The organism is Stenotrophomonas sp. GL_111, from assembly GCF_057835245.1.
The window spans coordinates 2,928,657-2,946,226 of sequence record NZ_CM174421.1; the positions used below are offsets into that span (position 1 = coordinate 2,928,657).

17 protein-coding genes and 1 tRNA gene are annotated in these 17,570 nt (G+C 65.6%); 6 read left to right on the forward strand and 12 right to left on the reverse strand.

All coding sequences use genetic code 11. The features are described 5' to 3' along the window. Window positions 1–175: 175 nt before the first annotated feature. On the reverse strand, window positions 176–1,027 hold the full coding sequence (gene panB, locus AC3IPM_RS13105) for a 3-methyl-2-oxobutanoate hydroxymethyltransferase (protein ID WP_489300342.1): 852 nt from the start codon (window positions 1,025–1,027) through the stop codon (window positions 176–178). 200 nt (window positions 1,028–1,227) lie between these two features. Here panB and AC3IPM_RS13110 point away from each other — a divergent pair, with 200 nt between their 5' ends. Further along, window positions 1,228–2,208 (forward strand): DUF2268 domain-containing putative Zn-dependent protease, encoded by a 981-nt coding sequence (locus AC3IPM_RS13110; RefSeq protein ID WP_489300343.1) that lies wholly within the window; start codon window positions 1,228–1,230, stop codon window positions 2,206–2,208. A gap of 61 nt (window positions 2,209–2,269) precedes the next feature. On the opposite strand, the gene AC3IPM_RS13115 is transcribed toward AC3IPM_RS13110, so the two are convergent. After that, window positions 2,270–3,142: an alpha/beta hydrolase gene (locus tag AC3IPM_RS13115; RefSeq protein ID WP_489300344.1), complete on the reverse strand. Its 873-nt coding sequence runs from the start codon at window positions 3,140–3,142 to the stop codon at window positions 2,270–2,272. Window positions 3,143–3,350: 208 nt separating this feature from the next. Between AC3IPM_RS13115 and AC3IPM_RS13120 the strand changes: the two genes are divergently transcribed. Continuing rightward, a complete protein-coding gene (locus AC3IPM_RS13120; RefSeq protein ID WP_489300346.1) occupies window positions 3,351–4,022 on the forward strand; it encodes an ArsR/SmtB family transcription factor in 672 nt (223 codons plus the stop codon). Between the two features lie 33 nt (window positions 4,023–4,055). On the opposite strand, the gene AC3IPM_RS13125 is transcribed toward AC3IPM_RS13120, so the two are convergent. The 10 genes from AC3IPM_RS13125 to thrS all read right to left on the reverse strand — a co-directional run bounded on the left by AC3IPM_RS13125 (window position 4,056) and on the right by thrS (window position 12,926). Then, the gene (locus AC3IPM_RS13125) at window positions 4,056–4,727 is read right to left on the reverse strand and encodes a hypothetical protein (protein ID WP_489300347.1); all 672 of its coding nucleotides are present in this window, start codon (window positions 4,725–4,727) and stop codon (window positions 4,056–4,058) included. Window positions 4,728–5,034: 307 nt separating this feature from the next. Then, window positions 5,035–5,111: transfer RNA gene (locus AC3IPM_RS13130), tRNA-Pro, on the reverse strand. Window positions 5,112–5,178: 67 nt separating this feature from the next. Beyond that, window positions 5,179–5,535, reverse strand: a complete 357-nt coding sequence (locus AC3IPM_RS13135) for a MerR family transcriptional regulator (RefSeq protein ID WP_125361692.1) — start codon at window positions 5,533–5,535, stop codon at window positions 5,179–5,181. After that, window positions 5,516–5,815 carry an integration host factor subunit alpha gene (locus tag AC3IPM_RS13140; RefSeq protein WP_005410432.1) on the reverse strand — a complete coding sequence of 100 codons (300 nt, stop codon included), beginning with the start codon at window positions 5,813–5,815 and terminating at the stop codon, window positions 5,516–5,518. Before AC3IPM_RS13140 ends, AC3IPM_RS13135 begins: the two co-directional genes overlap by 20 nt. 26 nt (window positions 5,816–5,841) lie before the next feature. Next, a complete protein-coding gene (gene pheT, locus AC3IPM_RS13145; RefSeq protein ID WP_489300348.1) occupies window positions 5,842–8,223 on the reverse strand; it encodes a phenylalanine--tRNA ligase subunit beta in 2,382 nt (793 codons plus the stop codon). A 103-nt stretch (window positions 8,224–8,326) separates the two neighbouring features. Continuing rightward, window positions 8,327–9,322: a phenylalanine--tRNA ligase subunit alpha gene (gene pheS, locus AC3IPM_RS13150; protein WP_489300349.1), complete on the reverse strand. Its 996-nt coding sequence runs from the start codon at window positions 9,320–9,322 to the stop codon at window positions 8,327–8,329. A 196-nt stretch (window positions 9,323–9,518) separates the two neighbouring features. After that, window positions 9,519–9,878 (reverse strand): 50S ribosomal protein L20, encoded by a 360-nt coding sequence (gene rplT / locus AC3IPM_RS13155; RefSeq protein WP_011037598.1) that lies wholly within the window; start codon window positions 9,876–9,878, stop codon window positions 9,519–9,521. Between the two features lie 10 nt (window positions 9,879–9,888). Beyond that, complete coding sequence (gene rpmI / locus AC3IPM_RS13160) at window positions 9,889–10,086, reverse strand: 50S ribosomal protein L35 (protein ID WP_017355265.1); 198 nt, start codon at window positions 10,084–10,086, stop codon at window positions 9,889–9,891. A 347-nt stretch (window positions 10,087–10,433) separates the two neighbouring features. After that, a complete protein-coding gene (gene infC, locus AC3IPM_RS13165) occupies window positions 10,434–10,973 on the reverse strand; it encodes a translation initiation factor IF-3 (RefSeq protein WP_172407481.1) in 540 nt (179 codons plus the stop codon). 48 nt (window positions 10,974–11,021) lie between these two features. Further along, window positions 11,022–12,926 carry a threonine--tRNA ligase gene (gene thrS / locus AC3IPM_RS13170; protein ID WP_489300350.1) on the reverse strand — a complete coding sequence of 635 codons (1,905 nt, stop codon included), beginning with the start codon at window positions 12,924–12,926 and terminating at the stop codon, window positions 11,022–11,024. 367 nt (window positions 12,927–13,293) lie between these two features. Here thrS and AC3IPM_RS13175 point away from each other — a divergent pair, with 367 nt between their 5' ends. Genes AC3IPM_RS13175 through AC3IPM_RS13190 form a run of 4 tightly spaced genes read left to right on the forward strand, consistent with a single transcriptional unit; the run spans window position 13,294 to window position 17,567 of the window. Then, a complete protein-coding gene (locus tag AC3IPM_RS13175) occupies window positions 13,294–15,420 on the forward strand; it encodes a TonB-dependent siderophore receptor (protein WP_489300351.1) in 2,127 nt (708 codons plus the stop codon). Beyond that, window positions 15,417–15,713 carry a hypothetical protein gene (locus AC3IPM_RS13180; protein WP_489300352.1) on the forward strand — a complete coding sequence of 99 codons (297 nt, stop codon included), beginning with the start codon at window positions 15,417–15,419 and terminating at the stop codon, window positions 15,711–15,713. Before AC3IPM_RS13175 ends, AC3IPM_RS13180 begins: the two co-directional genes overlap by 4 nt. Continuing rightward, on the forward strand, window positions 15,713–15,976 hold the full coding sequence (locus tag AC3IPM_RS13185; protein ID WP_489300353.1) for a hypothetical protein: 264 nt from the start codon (window positions 15,713–15,715) through the stop codon (window positions 15,974–15,976). The genes AC3IPM_RS13180 and AC3IPM_RS13185 overlap by 1 nt, the downstream gene beginning before the upstream one ends. A 10-nt stretch (window positions 15,977–15,986) precedes the next feature. Beyond that, on the forward strand, window positions 15,987–17,567 hold the full coding sequence (locus AC3IPM_RS13190; protein WP_489300354.1) for a PepSY-associated TM helix domain-containing protein: 1,581 nt from the start codon (window positions 15,987–15,989) through the stop codon (window positions 17,565–17,567). Window positions 17,568–17,570: the final 3 nt, after the last annotated feature.

Consider the following 17,570-nt stretch of genomic DNA (forward strand, 5'->3'; position numbering starts at 1 on the left):
CAATCGGGGCGTCCAATCCACACACTCACGCCCATGCGCGCGCTCCTTACCAAGCAAAACCCCGCATTGCTGAAGGTCTATTTCGTGGCCTGCTATGTGGTGCTGATCGAAGAAGTGATCCGCGCGATCGGCTAGGACGGCCGAGCAACGCGGATCCATTCAACCTCGCGATTCCTCAGCTGTGGAACATGTGTTCCGCGGCCGGGAACGTGCCCGCCTCGACCTCCGCCGCGAAGTCGCACGCAGCTTTGTGCAGCAGGCCGTGCATATCGGCGTACTGCTTGACGAAGCGCGGCAGCGGGCCGGTACGCAACCCGGCCATGTCCTGCCAGACCAGCACCTGCGCGTCGCACTGATCGCCCGCACCGATCCCCACGGTGGGCACGGACACGGCGGCGGTGATCTGCGCGGCAACGTCGGCCTGCACCATCTCCATCAACACCGCAAAGGCGCCCGCCTCTTCCAGCGCAAGCGCGGCCTCGACCAGGATCGCCCCGCTGTCACCGCGCCCCTGCACGCGGAAGCCGCCGAGCTGATGTTCCGATTGCGGCGTGAAGCCGATATGCGCCATCACCGGGATGCCCGAGCTGACCAGCTTGCGCACCTGCGGCACCATTTCGATGCCACCTTCCAGCTTGACCGCGTGTGCGCCGCCTTCCTTCATGAAGCGCACCGCCGTGTGGAAGCACTGCTCCGGTGAGGCCTGGTAGGAACCGAACGGCAGGTCGGCGATCACCAGCGGCCGGCGCGTGCAGCGGCTCACCGCACGCACCAGCGGCATCAGCTCATCCACGGTGACCGGCAGCAGGCTGTCATTACCGAACACGTTGTTGGAGGCCGAATCGCCGATCAGCAGCACCGGAATACCGGCATCTTCAAAGATCGCAGCGGTGTACATGTCGTAGGCGGTCAGCATCGCCCACTTCTCGCCCCGTTCCTTCATCTGCTGCAGATGCGGAATGCGCACACGCTTGGCCTGTGCCAGCGGGCTTTGGGGAGAGGCGTAGGGAGGGGCTTGTTCGTTCATGGCGTTGGCTCGGAATCGATTGGGGTACATGGACGCTGCCGCCGTGCAGTCGGCAGCAGGCGCACTGGACCTTACGAGCTGCAGCGCAGCAACGCAATGCGATTCCCAGCGTAGACGCGCGAACCCTATGATCACGCGTGTTTAAACCTTCTCAGCGTTGCCCGCATCCAACCTTCGCCCCTTGAACCGAGCAGATCGACATGAAGGTATGGATGCTTGCCCTGCACGCCGTGCTCCTGCTGGGCGCTACAGCCCCGATCAGCGCCACGGCCGCCACCCGCGACGCGGCGGGGCGACAGGTGGTAGCCGACGACATCGCGCACTTCTGGAATGCGTACGATGCCCTCCGCGCCGAACCGGATCGCGCACAGCGCCTGCACCTCATCAACACGCTCTACTTCGAGAAAGGCACGCCCGGCCTGCACGCGTTGATGCAGGCGCGTGGCTACACTGCCGAACAGTACGTCGATGCGATCGACGCCTGGCCCCGCTACTGGCAGTCGGTTCGCCCGCTCACCGACCGCGCCTTCCAGGCCAGCGCCAGCCTGGAAGCGGACCTCGCGACCTTCAAGCAGCTGTATCCGGCGCTGCGCCCGGCCAGCATCACCTACGCCATCGGCGTGCTGCGCACCGGCGGCACCACCCTGCAGGACAAGGTCCTGATCGGTGCCGAACTCGCGCTTGGCGATGCCAGCGTCGATGTTTCCGAACTGCCCGAACCGCTGCAATCGCGCCTGCGCACGTTCTACGCCTCCCAGCCCTATGCCAACAACGGCCAGAACAACATCCATGAATATGTGCATACCCAGCAGCGCGAGGCCGGCGACAGCCTGGCCCAGTACGCCCTACGCGAAGGCGTGGCCGAACTGGTGGCCGAACGCGTGACCGGCAGAAAACCCGCATTGCCGCTGTACACCTATGGCCCCGCCCATGAGGCGGTGATCAAGCAGCGCTTTCAGGCCGACCGCGCGGGCAACGACTACCGCGATTGGCTGTACAACAACAGCCGTAACACGTTCGGCGTGAGCGACCTGGGCTACTACGTGGGCTATCGGATTGCGCAGACCTACTTCGATGCGCAGCCGGACAAACAGAAAGCGGTGGCGACCTTGATTGAACTGCCGTACGACGACCGGCAGGCTATCGATGCGTTCATGGATGCGACGGGGTATCTCAAATAGCCGCTGCGCGTAGCTCAGTCAGCAACACGCGCATGCCGCCCGTGCTGCGCCCTTCATCCGTTCAAATCCCCTTGAGGAAGCTGCTCACCTCCGCCCACAACGCCACTCGACGCGGCTGCAGGTGGAGCCAATGATTGCCTCCCGAAATCTTGACGTCGCGCTTGTCCGGGCACCCGGTCAAACCATTGAACAGGCGCCGCGCGTCCTCGTCCGTGGTGACGTGATCCCATTCACCCCGAATGATCAGCACCGGCTCGCGGATCCGCGCACTGTCGACGAGCTGCTGCCCTGCCCAGCAGGCCGCAACGTCCGCAGCGGGGCCCCCTGGAATTTTGGCGGAAGGCGGTGTCCGCTGCGCCGCGGTGGCATCGCTGGCGAGATAGGCCTGGCACCAGCGGTCGAGCTCGGCATCATCCACCGGCGTCGGCACGTCGTCGGGCAGGCCGGTGCGCTGGCGCGGTCGCTGTGCGTACTCGTCCATCAGGCTCCACGCAGGGTTGCTTCCGCCTTCCTCACCGCCATCGCGCGGTACCACGGGCCCGAACAGCACCAGGCGTGACACCTCCCCGGGATGCTCGATGACAACATGCTGTGCCGGCAATGTCCCCCACGAATGTGCAATCAGATGGATACGGGCGTTGGGCCGGACACTGCGGATATGGCGCAGCGCCAGGACGATCTGCCCGGCAGCAGCATCGAACCGACCGAACGGTGCTGCCGACGTGGCCGCCTGTGAGAACACCGCAGGGCGTGACGAGTCGCCGTACCCAGCGAAGTCCAACGCCCAGGCATCGAATCCGCATCGCTGCAGGTCATCCATCCAGGACACGCCGTCCATCTTCCACCCGGCCGCCAAGGCGCTGGGGAAGGTAGCGCCATGGACGTACAGCACCGCATCCCCCGCCGCAGGCCGGCGATGCAGCGCCAGCGTCAAGGACTCTCCTTGATGGCGCCACGGCAGGACAAACGACTGTGGTGCGGTTGGCAACGGCTGACCGCCGCAGGCCGCCGGAAACATCCCCGCGCATAGCGTGAGGCCGGATGAGGCAAGCATCTCTCTGCGATTCATCGGATGAGGTATGTGGGGAAGAATCAAAGTATCTGCCCTGTTCTTCCGTCAACGTTTCGGCGACCATCGAAGCATGCCCACCCTGCCTCCCATTGCCAGAGTCGCCCGCCTGATCGGCGACCCTGCGCGTGCACTGATGCTGGGCGCCCTGATGGACGGCCGCAGCCGGACCGCTGGCGAACTCGCCCGGGAGGCCATGGTCACCCCGCAGACCGCCAGCGCGCATCTCGCCAAGCTTGTCGAGAACGGTCTGCTCGCCATCGAGAAACAAGGGCGTAGCCGCTATCACCGGCTGGCCAATGCCGAGGTGGCACATGCACTGGAAGCGCTGCACCTCGTGTCAGCGCCTTCGCACGGCCCACATCGATTGGGACCTACGGACACCGGGCTGCGACGCGCACGTGTCTGCTACGACCACCTGGCGGGAGAGATCGCCGTGCAACTGACCGAGCGTTGGCTCGGCCTGGGCTGGATCGTCACCGAAGGTGAAGCGTGGAGCATGTCCGCGTGTGGACGTGAAGGCATGCAGGCACTTGGCATCGCCTTGCCCGATACGCGGCTGCGTCGGCCCGCCGTGCGCGGTTGCCTGGACTGGAGTGAGCGGCGCTGCCACCTGGCCGGGCAGCTTGGCATGACCGTACTACAGGCGATGCTGACGCAGGATCTTGTTCGCCGGACGCCGGGCTCGCGGGTGCTGAAGATCACCGCGCGTGGCGAGGGTGAGCTGGCACGCTGGTTGCGGTAGCAAGTTGCTGCCCAACAGAACGCCCCGGGAATGCTAATGGGCGGAAGATACTACCGGGAATTTTGCGAGCAATCCGTGCCCAGAATTCAGAACGACCAAGCCGGGAACCGGAGCAGCAAGTGTGCGAGCGCTGTGCTTCTCCTTGTGCTCCCGCAAGTATTCAGGGGGAAATATCTCATCAAGGGTCTTCCCACCAATTCGCGAACGCACGAACTTGAATTCGACTGCTCCGGAAAGGTACCCGTAAACCTCAGAAGTGATCTCCCCGATTTTGTCACCCAGTTCTTCACTGAATTCTGTTTGGCCCTTGGGGAGATAACCTAAGTCGAGATCTACCCAGACCGTTCCCGTATCGGGGTCAGGCGTGATTCTGACTACTACTCTGGGCTCCTGCCCCTCCAGCCTCTCCTGGCGATCAACAAATTGCTGCAGCTCAGGTTCAAGTTGACGAAAGATGGCCATGCTTTCGGCCACGGATGGCAACTTTGACGTGCCGTCATGTTTCATTGCTTGGGCGTTGAAGCAGGCCATGACAGCCAGTACCAGGATCAAGATTGTGGCCCGGATGATTCTGGAAGTACGTGCGAGTGCAAACATCCCGCATCTATGTTGGAAGCGGCGTGCGCAGCTGGCATTACCTGACGAACGGGCACAGCGCAGATCAGGTGTGCCGTAATAGAACAGCGACGCCAGATAGCTGATCACTGAAGTTGACCCCTTTGAATGCGCGCGGCGGTGCGCTGAAAACAACGCACATCGAACGGTCCGTCGTTGCACCTACATTGATGAATGCACGGAAGTCGTGCCATCAGGCGTCACTGGAAATCGACTAGGAGATCACCTGGCTGCAGCGTCAGATGAGTGCGATCACTAAGCGCCAGGATCCAAAGCGCATGCGCCGCCGCAAGCACCCCACACAGGCTCGGGGTGAGGAGAGTGTCGGGAACACTCCCCGACACAACGAAAAAGGGCCCATGCATCGCTGCACAAGCCCTTGATCTGTTGCCAACAATGGTCGGGACGGCCGGATTTGAACCGACGACCCTCTGCCCCCCAGGCAGATGCGCTACCAGGCTGCGCTACGCCCCGATGATGCTGGCACTGTCCCCGCCTCTCAGCGGGCCGACGAGTATAACGGTTTTATGCGCGCAATGGTTCAGCGTCGCAGCAATTGCAGCACTTCTTCCAGTTCCATCCGCGTCTGCTTGATGATCTGGTTGCTCAGCGCCGATTCCTCGCGCGCACCGGCCCCTTCCAGGCGCAGGCGCGCGCCGCCGATGGTGTAGCCCTGCTCGTAGAGCAGGCCGCGGATCTGGCGCACCATCAGCACGTCGTGACGCTGGTAGTAACGTCGGTTGCCGCGGCGCTTGGCTGGCTCCAGGCTGGGAAATTCGGTCTCCCAGTAGCGCAGCACATGCGGTTTGACATCGCACAGTTCGCTGACTTCACCAATGGTGAAGTAGCGCTTGGCCGGTATCGGCGGAAGTTCGCGGTTACTGCCCGGATCCAGCATATGCCTCTACCCTTTCCTTGAGCTTCTGGCCCGGACGGAAGGTGACCACCGTGCGGGCGGAAATCGGAATTTCCTCACCGGTCTTGGGGTTGCGGCCCGGGCGCTGGTTCTTGCGCCGCAGGTCGAAATTGCCGAAACCGGACAGTTTTACCTGACGTCCCTGTTCCAATGCCTCACGCAACACATCGAAGAACGCGTCGACAAACTCCTTGGCCTCGCGCTTGTTCAGACCGACTTCGTCGAACAGCTTCTCGGCCATCTCCGCCTTGGTCAATGCCATTGCCTGCTACCCCCCATGCTGCCCGCTCAACCGCGGATCCTGGCGTGATGTTCATGCGCCATGGCGGAGACCGCCTCGGCCACCACCGAATCCACGTCGCGATCCGTGAGAGTGCGCGACTTGTCCTGCAAAATCAAGCCCATAGCGAGACTCTTGAATCCCGGCTCGACGCCCTGGCCGACGTAACGGTCAAACAGGGTGACTTGGCGCAGCAGCGGGCCGACGGCGCGGCGCAAGGTCGCCTCCAGGTCGGTCCAGGCGGCCGCTTCGGGCACCAGGAAGGCCAGATCGCGGCGCACCGAGGGGAAGCGCGACAGCTCGCTGGCCCGCGGCAGCTGGCGTGCAGCCAGCGGGGCCAGGTCCAGCTCGAAGGCAAACACGTCCACATCGATGTCCATCGCCTTGGCCAGACGCGGGTGGACCTGGCCGATCCAGCCCAGGCTGACCCCGTCCCGGAGCACCTCGGCCGAACGTGCCGGATGGCCATACGCACGGGTCGAGGGCTTGAACTCCAGCTGCGCGCCAGTGGCGGCGGCCAGCGATTCCAGGTCGCCCTTGAGGTCGTGGAAGTCGACCTTGCGGGTCGCCAGGCCCCACTGCTGCGGGTCGGCGTCACCACACACGGCGGCGGCCACGCGCTGGGTCTCCAGCGGCGCGGGCGCGCCCTCCCCGGCCTGCGGATGGAACACCCGGCCCAGTTCGAACAGGCGCACGCGGCCGAGCTGGCGCGCGGCATTGCGGCCCAGCGTGGCGACCAGGCCGGGCAGCAGCGACGGGCGCATCACCGCCAGTTCGGCCGACAGCGGATTGGCCAGCGCCACCACGTCCTCGTGCATCTGCCACTGGCCCAGCAAGCCGGCATCGACAAAGGCGTAGTTGATGGTTTCCTGCAGGTCGCGGGCGACAAGCTGGCGACGCACGCTGAGATCCTCCAGGCGCGTCTCGGTCGGCATCGCCACGCGCGAGGCACCGCCCGGCAGCGTGGTCGGGATGCGCTCGTAGCCGTGGATACGCGCCAGTTCTTCGATCAGGTCTTCTTCGATGGCGATGTCGAAGCGGCGGCTCGGCGCGGTCACCTGCCAGCCCTCGGCGGCGGCGACCACGTCCATGCCCAGCGCGCGCAGGATGCGCTCGACGTCGGCATCGGCGATCTGGATGCCGAGCACACGGCTGATCCGGGCGCGGCGCAGGCCGATGCTGGCGGTGGCCGGAAGATCGGCGGCGCGCACCGCCTCGGTCACCGGCGCGGGGGTGCCGCCGGCCAGGTCGATCACCAGCCGGGTGGCGTACTCGATGGCGGTCCGCGGCAGCGCCGGGTCCACGCCACGCTCGAAGCGGTGGCCTGCATCGGTGTGCAGGCCCAGCTTGCGGCCACGGCCCATGATCGCGGCCGGGGCGAAGTGCGCCGCTTCCAGGAATACGGCGGTGGTGTCGTCGGTGACGCGGGTATCGAAGCCGCCCATCAGGCCGGCCAGGCCGACCGGACGGTCGGCGTCGGTCACCACCAGGAAGCTGTCGTCCAGCGCGGCATCGCGGCCATCGAGCAGCTTGAGGGTTTCACCGGCACGCGAGCGGCGCACGCCGATGCTGCCCTGCAGGGTGCCCAGGTCATAGGCGTGCATCGGCTGGCCCAGTTCCAGCATCACGTACTGGGTGATGTCCACCAGCAGGGACACCGGGCGCACGCCGCTGCGGCGCAGGCGCTCGGCCATCCACAGCGGGGTGGCCGCACGCGGGTTCACGCCGTCGATGACGCGGCCGAGGTAGCGCGGCGCTTCGGCACCGGCCCCCAGGGCGATCGACAGCTCACGCGTGCCCACCGCCGCCACCGGCGCCGCATCGAACGGCACCACTTCGCTGGCGCAGGCGGCGGCCACGTCGAAGGCGATGCCGCGCAGGCTGAAGCAATCGGCGCGGTTGGGGGTCAGTTTGATCTCGATGCTGGCATCGGGCAGGCCCAGGTACGCCACCAGCGTCTGGCCGACCGGTGCGTCATCGGGCAGTTCGAACAGGCCCGAGGCATCGCTGTCCAGGCCGAGTTCCTTGGCCGAGCACAGCATGCCGTTGGAGTCCACGCCACGCAGCTTGGCCGGCTTGATCTTCAGATCACCGATCTGCGCGCCAACCAGGGCCAGCGGTGCAACCAGGCCGGGGCGGGCATTGGGGGCACCGCAGACGATCTGCAGGTGCTCGCCCTGCCCGGCATCGACCTGGCAGATCTGCAGGCGGTCGGCCTCGGGGTGGCGCTCGGCCGAGACGATCCGTGCGACCACGACGTGGTCCAGGCCGCCGCCCAACGCGGTGACCTCTTCGACCTCCAGGCCGATCGCGGTCAGCACCGCGCTGAGTTCATCGCGGGAGACCGAGGTCGGGACGTGGCTGCGCAGCCAGTTTTCAGAGAATTTCATCGTGTCACCCTGGAGTGGGCCGCGGCCCACCATTGCCTTCTGTCGTTGTCGTCCGCCGGGCAGCGCTGCGCGCCGGGCACCGGTGGACGGTACCGTGTCGTGATTACGCGAACTGCTTCAGGAAGCGCACGTCGTTCTCGAAGAACGCACGCAGGTCGTTGACCCCGTAGCGCAGCATCGCAAAACGCTCCACGCCCAGCCCGAACGCGAAGCCGGTATAGCGCTCCGGGTCGATGCCCACGCTGCGCAGCACGTTCGGATGGACCATGCCGCAGCCGAGCACTTCCAGCCAGCGGGTGCTGCCATCGGGTTGCTGCCAGGCGATATCCACTTCCGCGCCGGGTTCAACGAAGGGGAAATAGCTGGGGCGGAAGCGCATCTCGAAATCGCGCTCGAAGAACGCGCGTACGAACTCGGACAGCGTGCCCTTGAGGTCGGCGAAGGTGGAATGCTCGTCCACCAGCAGGCCTTCGACCTGATGGAACATCGGCGAGTGGGTCTGGTCGCTGTCGCTGCGGTAGACCTTGCCGGCGGCGATCATGCGCAGCGGCGGCGCGTGCTCGCCCATGTAGCGCACCTGCACCCCGGAGGTATGCGTGCGCAGCAGGCGGCCGTCGCCGAAATAGAAGGTGTCGTGCATCGCACGCGCCGGATGGTGCGGCGGGAAGTTCAGCGCTTCGAAGTTGTGCCAGTCATCTTCGATTTCCGGGCCTTCGGACAACTCGTAACCAAGCCGGCCGAAGATCTCGGTGATGCGCTCCAACGTGCGCGTGACCGGATGCAGGCCACCACGTTCGCCGCGACGGCCCGGCAGGGTGATGTCGATCGCTTCGGCAGCCAGACGCGCGTCCAGCGCCGCGTCTTCGAGCACGGCCTTGCGTGCGCCCAACGCCGTGGTCAGTGCATCGCGGGAAAGATTGATGGCTTCGCCGGCGGCTTTGCGCGCATCGGCCGGCAGTGCGCCGAGCTGCTTGAGCTGGGCGGTGATGCTGCCACTCTTGCCGAGCAGGGCCACACGCAACGCTTCAAGCGCGTCGGGGGTCTGCGCGGCGGCCACGTCGGCCAGTGCCTGGGTGGTCAGGGATTGGATGTCACTCATGGATAGCCGGGACCTCGCGTCGGAATGCCTTCGCGATATGCGCCGGGCCGACACCCGTCGCCACCGCTGTCGGGTCGATGGTCCGTTGCCGGCCACCGCCACCACAAAAAAGAATGGGGAAGGACTTGCGCCCTTCCCCATGCATTTGCCTTACCCACCACCGTTGCGCGTGAACGGCAACGGCAGGGGAATGGACTTATGCCGCCAGTGCGCCCTTGGCCTTTTCGGCCAGTGCAGCAAAACCAGCTGCGTCGTGCACGGCGATGTCAGCCAGAACCTTACGGTCCAGGGTGATACCGGCCTTCAGCATGCCGTTCATGAAACGGCTGTAGCTCAGGCCGTTGATGCGGGCAGCTGCGTTGATACGGGTGATCCACAGCGAGCGGAAATTACGCTTCTTCTGCTTACGACCGATGTACGCGTACTGCTGGGCCTTGATGACGGCCTGCTTGGCAACGCGGAAGACCTTACGGCGAGCGTTGTAGTAGCCCTTCGCCAGGGTCAGAATTTTCTTGTGGCGGCGGCGCGCCTGCACACCACGCTTTACTCGTGCCATGGTTCAGTCCTCAGAGGTAGGGAAGCATACGGTTCAAACGGCCTGCGTCTTCTGCACGAACATGGTTCGTCTGACGCAGATTGCGCTTCCGCTTGGTCGACTTCTTCGTGAGGATGTGGCTACGGTTGGCATGGCCAGCCTTGAACTTGCCGGAGGCGGTCTTGCGGAAACGCTTGGCCGCCGCCCGGTTGGTCTTGATCTTGGGCATTGCAATGTCCTTGATGATGTTTTGTCACTGACCAGGGCGGTGGCATTGCCACACTTTCCGTCCGTGCCCTTGCCTGCTTGTAAGCCCGGGATCCCCAATGGGAACCAGGCCGGTCCTGTTGCCGTTGAAAACAGCATCCCCCAGAAACGGGGCCGCCCATTATGCCCGTGAATGCGGGAGGTTGCAAACCGTTCGATGGCCCCCCTGCCAGCGCCTCGGCCAGGCCATAAGCGCGGAAAACGGCAGAAGGCGCCGGGGGGCGCCTCTGCTTTCACGCGAATCTGAAGTGGTGGCTTCGGGGGTGTTCACAGCCGAGCATGGCTCGGCGCTACCTCCCCGAGGGCCGGTTACTTCTTCTTCGGCGCGATCATCATGACCATCTGCCGGCCTTCAAGGCGCGGACGGGACTCGATCACGATGTCCTCGCCCAGATCACCCTCGATCCGGTTGGCCATTTCGCGACCCAGTTCCTGATGGCTCATTTCACGGCCACGGAAGCGGATGTTGACCTTGATCTTGTCGCCCTCTTCCAGGAAACCGCGCATCTTGCGCAGCTTGATCTGGTAGTCGCCTTCGTCGGTGACCGGACGGAATTTGACTTCCTTGATCTCGACCTGCTTGGTCTTCTTCTTGGCCTCGTTGGCCTTCTTCTGCGCTTCGAACTTGAACTTGCCGAAGTCCATGATCTTGCACACCGGCGGATCAGCCTGCGGCTGAATCTCGACCAGGTCCAGACCTTCGTCTTCGGCCATCGACAGCGCTTCGTCACGCGTCAACACGCCAATCATTTCACCGTCACTGCCGATCACGCGTACGCGCGGCACCCGGATTTCCTGATTCTTGCGGTTCTGTTTGTTGTCAGGGGTACTGATATTGCAATCTCCCAGAGGAATCAAACCGGCCCTGAGCGGATCATCCGCAGGGCCGGGACTTTCTTACACGGACTGTTCTGCCTGCAACCGCTCGATGAAGGCCTGGACGGACATGCTGCCCAGATCCTCGCCCGAGCGCGTACGCACGGCCACGGCGCCATTTTCCTTCTCACGGTCGCCAACCACCAGCAGGTACGGGACCCGCTGCAGCGTATGCTCGCGAATCTTATATCCGATCTTCTCGTTGCGCAAATCGGCGTTTACCCGGAAGCCTTGATCTGCAAGGGTTTTCCTGACCTGGCTCACGTATTCAGCCTGGGCATCGGTGATGTTGGCCACCACCACCTGGGTCGGAGCCAGCCAGGACGGGAAGGACCCGGCGTGGTGCTCGATCAGGATGCCGATGAAGCGCTCCATCGAGCCGACGATGGCCCGGTGCAGCATGACCGGGTGCTTTTTCTGGCTGTTTTCATCGACATACTCGGCGCCGAGGCGGCCAGGCATCATGAAATCGACCTGCATCGTGCCCAGCTGCCAGGTGCGGCCGATGGCGTCCTTGAGGTGGTACTCGATCTTCGGGCCGTAGAAGGCGCCCTCGCCCGGCAGCTCCTGCCATTCCACGCCACAGCTGCCCAGCGCCGAGCGCAGCGCGGCTTCAGCCTTGTCCCAGGTGGCGTCATCGCCCAGGCGCTTTTCCGGGCGCAGGGCGATCTTGATCTGGATGTCCTCGAAACCGAACGTGGTGTACACCGCCAGCGCCTGCTGGTGGAAGGCGGTCACTTCGGCTTCGATCTGCGATTCGGTGCAGAACACGTGGCCGTCATCCTGGGTGAAACCGCGCACGCGCAGGATGCCGTGCAGCGCGCCGGACGGCTCGTTGCGGTGGCACGAACCGAACTCGCCGTAGCGGATCGGCAGGTCGCGGTAGCTGTGCAGGCCCTGGTTGAACACCTGGATGTGGCCCGGGCAGTTCATCGGCTTGACCGCGTAGGTGCGCTTCTCCGACTCGGTGAAGAACATGTTCTCCTGGTAGTTGTCCCAGTGACCGGACTTCTGCCACAGCGACACATCCAGGATCTGCGGGCAACGCACTTCGCCGTAGCCGCTGTCGCGGTACACGCGGCGCATGTGCTGCTCGACCACCTGCCACAGCGCCCAGCCCTTGGGGTGCCAGAACACCAGGCCCGGGGCCTCTTCCTGCAGGTGGAACAGTTCCTGCTGCTTGCCGATGCGGCGATGGTCGCGCATTTCGGCTTCTTCGATGCGCTTGATGTAGGCCTCAAGCTGCTTCTTGTCGGCCCAGGCGGTGCCGTAGATACGCTGCAGCTGCTCGTTCTTGGCATCGCCGCGCCAGTACGCACCGGAAATGCGGGTCAGCTTGAAGGCCTTCAGGAAGCGCGTGTTGGGCACGTGCGGGCCGCGGCACATGTCCACGTATTCCTGGTGGTAGTACATGCCCATCGCCTGGATTTCCGGCGACATGTCTTCGATCAGACGCAGCTTGTAGTCCTCGCCACGCGCCTTGAAGATCTCGATGACCTCTGCCCGCGGGGTGACCCGCTTGACCACGTCGTAGTCCTGCGCGATCAGCTCGCCCATGCGCTTTTCGATGGCGGCCATGTCATCGGGCGTGAACGGACGCTCGGAATGGATGTCGTAATAGAAACCTTCGGCGATGACCGGGCCGATCACCATCTTGGCATCCGGGTACAGCTGCTTGACCGCATGGCCGACCAGGTGCGCGGCCGAGTGGCGGATGATCTCCACACCCTCCTCGTCCTTGGCGGTGATGATGCGCAGGCTGGCATCGCGGTCGATGACATCGCTGGCATCGACCAGCACGCCATCCACCGAACCGGCGATGGTGGCCTTGGCCAGGCCGGCGCCGATCGACTGGGCGACGTCCATGACACTGACGGGGTTTTCGAACTCACGGCGGCTGCCGTCTGGGAGCGTGATCGCGATCATGACTGGGCTTTGTGCTGGTGGGCCTGCGCGGCAGGCCGGGGATGCGGAACCGGGAAACCGGGAGGGAACAACCGGGCAATAAAAAAGCGCCACGAAGGCGCCTGCGTCAGGGGCCGTCGGGGACGTCAGCGGTGGGCGGTGGTAGTGCTCATGTCACACGCTAGACCGGCGCTGGGCGCGGGCCACCTTGTTGCCTCGGTAAAGAGGCCTTGATCTTACCCCAATCCTCGGTTTCCTGCCGCTGCGCGGGGGCTGAACGCACTGCCGGACGCCTGAACGTGATCGTGTGGCGAACAAAAACAGCAATGATTACCATGCGCAGATTGCCGTCCGTTGACCGCAAAGCCTCCTCCCCCAAGGACCTGCCATGAGTTCCGCTGCCCGTCCGGCCCGCGCCGCCCTGCCCCGCATCCTGCCCTTGGCCCTGCAGGTCGCCCTGTTCACGGTGCCGGCCGTGGCCGCCGCCCAGGACGCGGCCCGCACCCTGGACACGGTGCAGGTCACCGCGCCGATCGCGACCGACTCGGACAGCGCCACCAAGACCGACACCCCGTTGCGCGAGATCCCGCAGTCGATCTCGGTGATCACCGACCGCCAGATGCGCGACCGAGGCCTGCATGGCGTCGAAGAGGCCGTGTGGTACACCGCCGGCGCCCAGGGCGGCCAGTACGGCGATGACACCCGCAGCGACTGGCTGCTGGTGCGCGGCTTCAAGCCGGCGCGCTACCTCGATGGCCTGGCTTCGGTGGAAGGTACCTGGACCGGCGAATCGCGGATCGAGCCCTACGGGCTGGAGCGTATCGACGTGCTCAAGGGCCCGGCCTCGGTCAACTACGGGGCGATGCCGCCGGGCGGCCTGGTCAACTTCGTCAGCAAACGCCCGCGCGCCGACCAGGTGCAGGAAGTGGAGCTGCAGGTGGGGAACCATGACCTCAAGCAGGCCGCCTTCGACCTCGGCGGCGCGCTCAACGACAGCGGCACCGTGCTGTACCGGCTGACCGGCCTGGCGCGCAACAGCGACAACATCATCGACCACGTCCACGACGACCGCTATTACCTCGCCCCGGCCATCACCTGGACCCCCAACGCGGCCAACAGCCTGACCGTGCTGGCCCGCTACCAGAAGAACGACACGGTGGAAGCCGGCGGCTTCCTGCCCAACCAGGGCACGGTGGTGCCCGGCGCCAACGGCCGTTACATCGCGCGCAGCTTCTTCGGCGGCGAGCCGGGCGTGAACGACTACACCAAGGAAAATGCGTCACTGGGCTACGAGTTCCGCCACGACTTCGGCGACGGCACCGTGTTCCGCCAGAACGCGCGCTACACCTGGGCCGAAGTGGATGCCAGCGCCGGCACGCTCGGCCTGTTCGGGCTGGCCAGCCCGGACAGCACCGCGCTGGTGCGTTACTACTACCCGCGCATGGACAAGTCCGAAAGTGTCGCCATCGACAACAACCTGACCTTCCAGTTCCGCACCGGCCGCGCCGAGCACACCCTGCTGGCCGGGTTGGACTACCGCCGTTCGCGCGATGACTACGCCTCGGCGTTCGCCTTCGGCGCGCCCCCGATCGATGCCTACACCCCGGTCTATGGCGCGCCGGTGACCATTCCCGATTACACCTCGCGCCAGGTGCAGACCCAGGGCACGCTCGGGCTGTACCTGCAGGACCAGATCCGCATCGACCGCTGGCTGGTCACCCTGGCCGGGCGCCAGGACTGGGTGGGCACCGATACCGATCAGCGCATCGGCACGCCCAGCACGGCGCACCAGAGCGATGACAAGTTCTCCGGCCGGGTCGGGGTGAACTACCTGTTCGACAACGGGGTCAGCCCGTATGTCAGCTGGTCGCAGTCGTTCCAGACCACCATCGGCACCGACCGCTTGGGCAAGGCATTTGTACCGACCACCGGTGAGCAGATCGAGGCCGGCGTGAAGTACCAGCCCGACGGCGGCAAGCTGCTGCTGACCGCGGCGATCTACCAGATCGACCAGGACAACACCCTTACCGTCGACCCCGTTGCTCCCCTCCAATCGATCCAGCAGGGCCAGACCCGCGTGCGTGGCGGCGAGCTGGAAGGGCGCTGGAACATCGGCCAGGGCCTGAGCGTCTATGGCGCCTATACCCGCCTGGACGCCAAGGTCCGCCAGAGCACCGATGCCGCCTCGCTGGGCAAGCGCGTGGCACTGGTGCCCAAGCAGACCGCCTCGTTGGGCGCCGACTACACCTTCACCGCCGGGGCACTGAGCGGCTTCGGCTTCGGTGCGGGCGTGCGCTACAACGGCGGCATCTATGGCGACATCTACAACGACTGGTACACCCGCTCGTTCACCCTGATCGACGCTTCGCTGCACTACGACCGTGGCCCGTGGCGCCTGCAGGTCAACGCCAGCAACGCCACCGACAAGAAGTACGTCTCGGCCTGCAACAGCAGCACTTGGTGCTACTACGGCTACCCGCGCATCGTCACTGCCAGCGTGCGCTACCAGTGGTGAACAACGCGACGCTGGCGCTGCTGTACTGCGCGCTTGCCGGTTCCGCCTCGGCGTTCTCCGCCCTGGCTTTCTATGCCGCCTCGGCGCACTGCCGCTGGCCACGGCTGCGCCGTGCCGGGCGGCTGGGCCGACAGCTCGGGCTGGTCGCGGCGGCTACCTCGCTGTGGCTGTGGATGGGCCAGCTGGGCCTGGCCACCGGGCTGTGCGTGACCTTGGCCGGCTGGATGCTGACCGCACTGGTGCTGCCTTACCTGGCCGCCTGGACACGCCCGGAACGCGAGGCGCGGTCCTGATGTGGGCACGTGCGCTGGCCGGCCTGTTCGCAGGCTTCTTCGTTGCCGCAGCGGCCACCGGGCTGATCGCCTGGCTGCCGCCCGGCCCGTGGCAACGGGCCATCGTGCCCAGCCTGGTCGCCTTCATCCCGCTGTGGATGCTGGCCGCGCTGTGGGCGTTCGCCTTCCGCACCGGCCTGCGCGCCTGGGCATGGCTCAGTGCCAGTGCCCTATCCCTGTTCGCGCTGCTGTGGCTGCTGCGCAGCGCCCACTGGGTGCAGTAAGAGACCGCCGATGAAATTCAGTTCGCTCACCCTGCGTACCTTCACCACGCTGCACACCTGGGTCGGCCTGGTGGCTGGCTTCGCCCTGTTCGTGGCGTTCTATGCCGGTGCGATCACCGTGTTCCACCACGACCTGCCGCTGTGGCAGTCGCCGCATGCGATGGAGCAGCCCGCGCAGACCCTGGGTGATGCACAGCGCCTGCTCGACGGCGTGCTGGAACGACACCCGGAAGCGCGCAAGCACATCGGCATGACCTTCCCGGGCGCGGAAACCCCGCAATCGGTGGCCTACTGGCAGGACGCCAAGGGCACCTGGCTGTTTGCCTGGGCCGACCAGTTCGATGGCAGCCCCACCCCGCCGCAGGCCGGGCTGGCCGAGCTGGTCAATGAGCTGCACTACACGCTCGGCCTGCCGGTGGCCGGCATCTATCTGATGGGCGTGGTGAGCCTGCTGTACGGGCTGGCCCTGCTGTCCGGGCTGGTGATCCACCTGCCCAAGCTGCTCGGTGACCTGTTCGCGCTGCGCCCGGGCCGCAACCTCAAGCAGATGTGGCAGGACGCGCACAACGTGATCGGCGTGCTCAGCCTGCCCTTCCACCTGCTGTTCGCAGTGACCGGTGCCCTGCTGTGCCTGGTGTTCCTGCAGATGGCCGCGCTCAACCCGCTGATCTACAACGGCAAGCTGCTGGACGCCCTGCCTGCGGCGATGGACACCGCACCGGTCCGCACCGCCGCCGGCGAGCCGGTGCGTCCGGGCAGCCTGGTGATGCTGCACGCACGCGCCATCGCCGTGGCCAACGACATGGGCCAGAAGCGGTTCGAGCCGGCCTACCTGAAGCTGGCCAATGCCGGCGACGCCAATGCGGTGATTGAAATCACCGGCGATGGCGGCGTCTCGCTGGGCCCGCTCGGTGCAGTGGCGCTGGATGCCAATACCGGCGAAGTGCTGCACACCCAGCTGCCCGGCCACCGCGATGCCAATCACGCCACCCTGGCCACGGCGTACGCGTTGCACTTCGGTGAGTACGGCAACGCGCTGGTGCCGTGGCTGTACTTTGCCCTGGGCCTGGGCGGTGCGTTCCTGTTCTATTCGGGCAACCTGCTGTGGATCGAGTCGCGCCGCAAGCGTCGCCAGCAGGCGCAGGGCCGCGCCCAGATCAACATGGCGCGGGCGACGGTGGGCGTATGCATCGGCCTGTGCGTAGCGGTGTCGGCGGCCTTTGTCAGCGTGCAGCTGCTCGAACACCTGGCCCCGGCCTATGCGGACCGTGGCATGCGCTGGACCTGCTTCCTGGTCTGGGGCGGCTGCGCGCTGTGGGCGGCGCTGCGTGCACCGTGGCAGGCCGCACGCGAGCTGCTGTGGTCGGCGGCGATCGTCACCGCACTGATCCCGCTGGTGCATGGCGCGATGAGTGGGCTGTGGCTGTGGACGAGCGCGCAGCGTGGCTACTGGCCACTGTTCTGGGTGGACGGGGTTGCGCTGGCGATGGCGCTCGGCTTCGCCGCGATGGCGCGTGCCAGCAGCCGGCGCGCACGCCACGGCGAACCGAACAGCGTGTGGGCGCGCCCGCTCGAACCCACGGCGCACTGACCA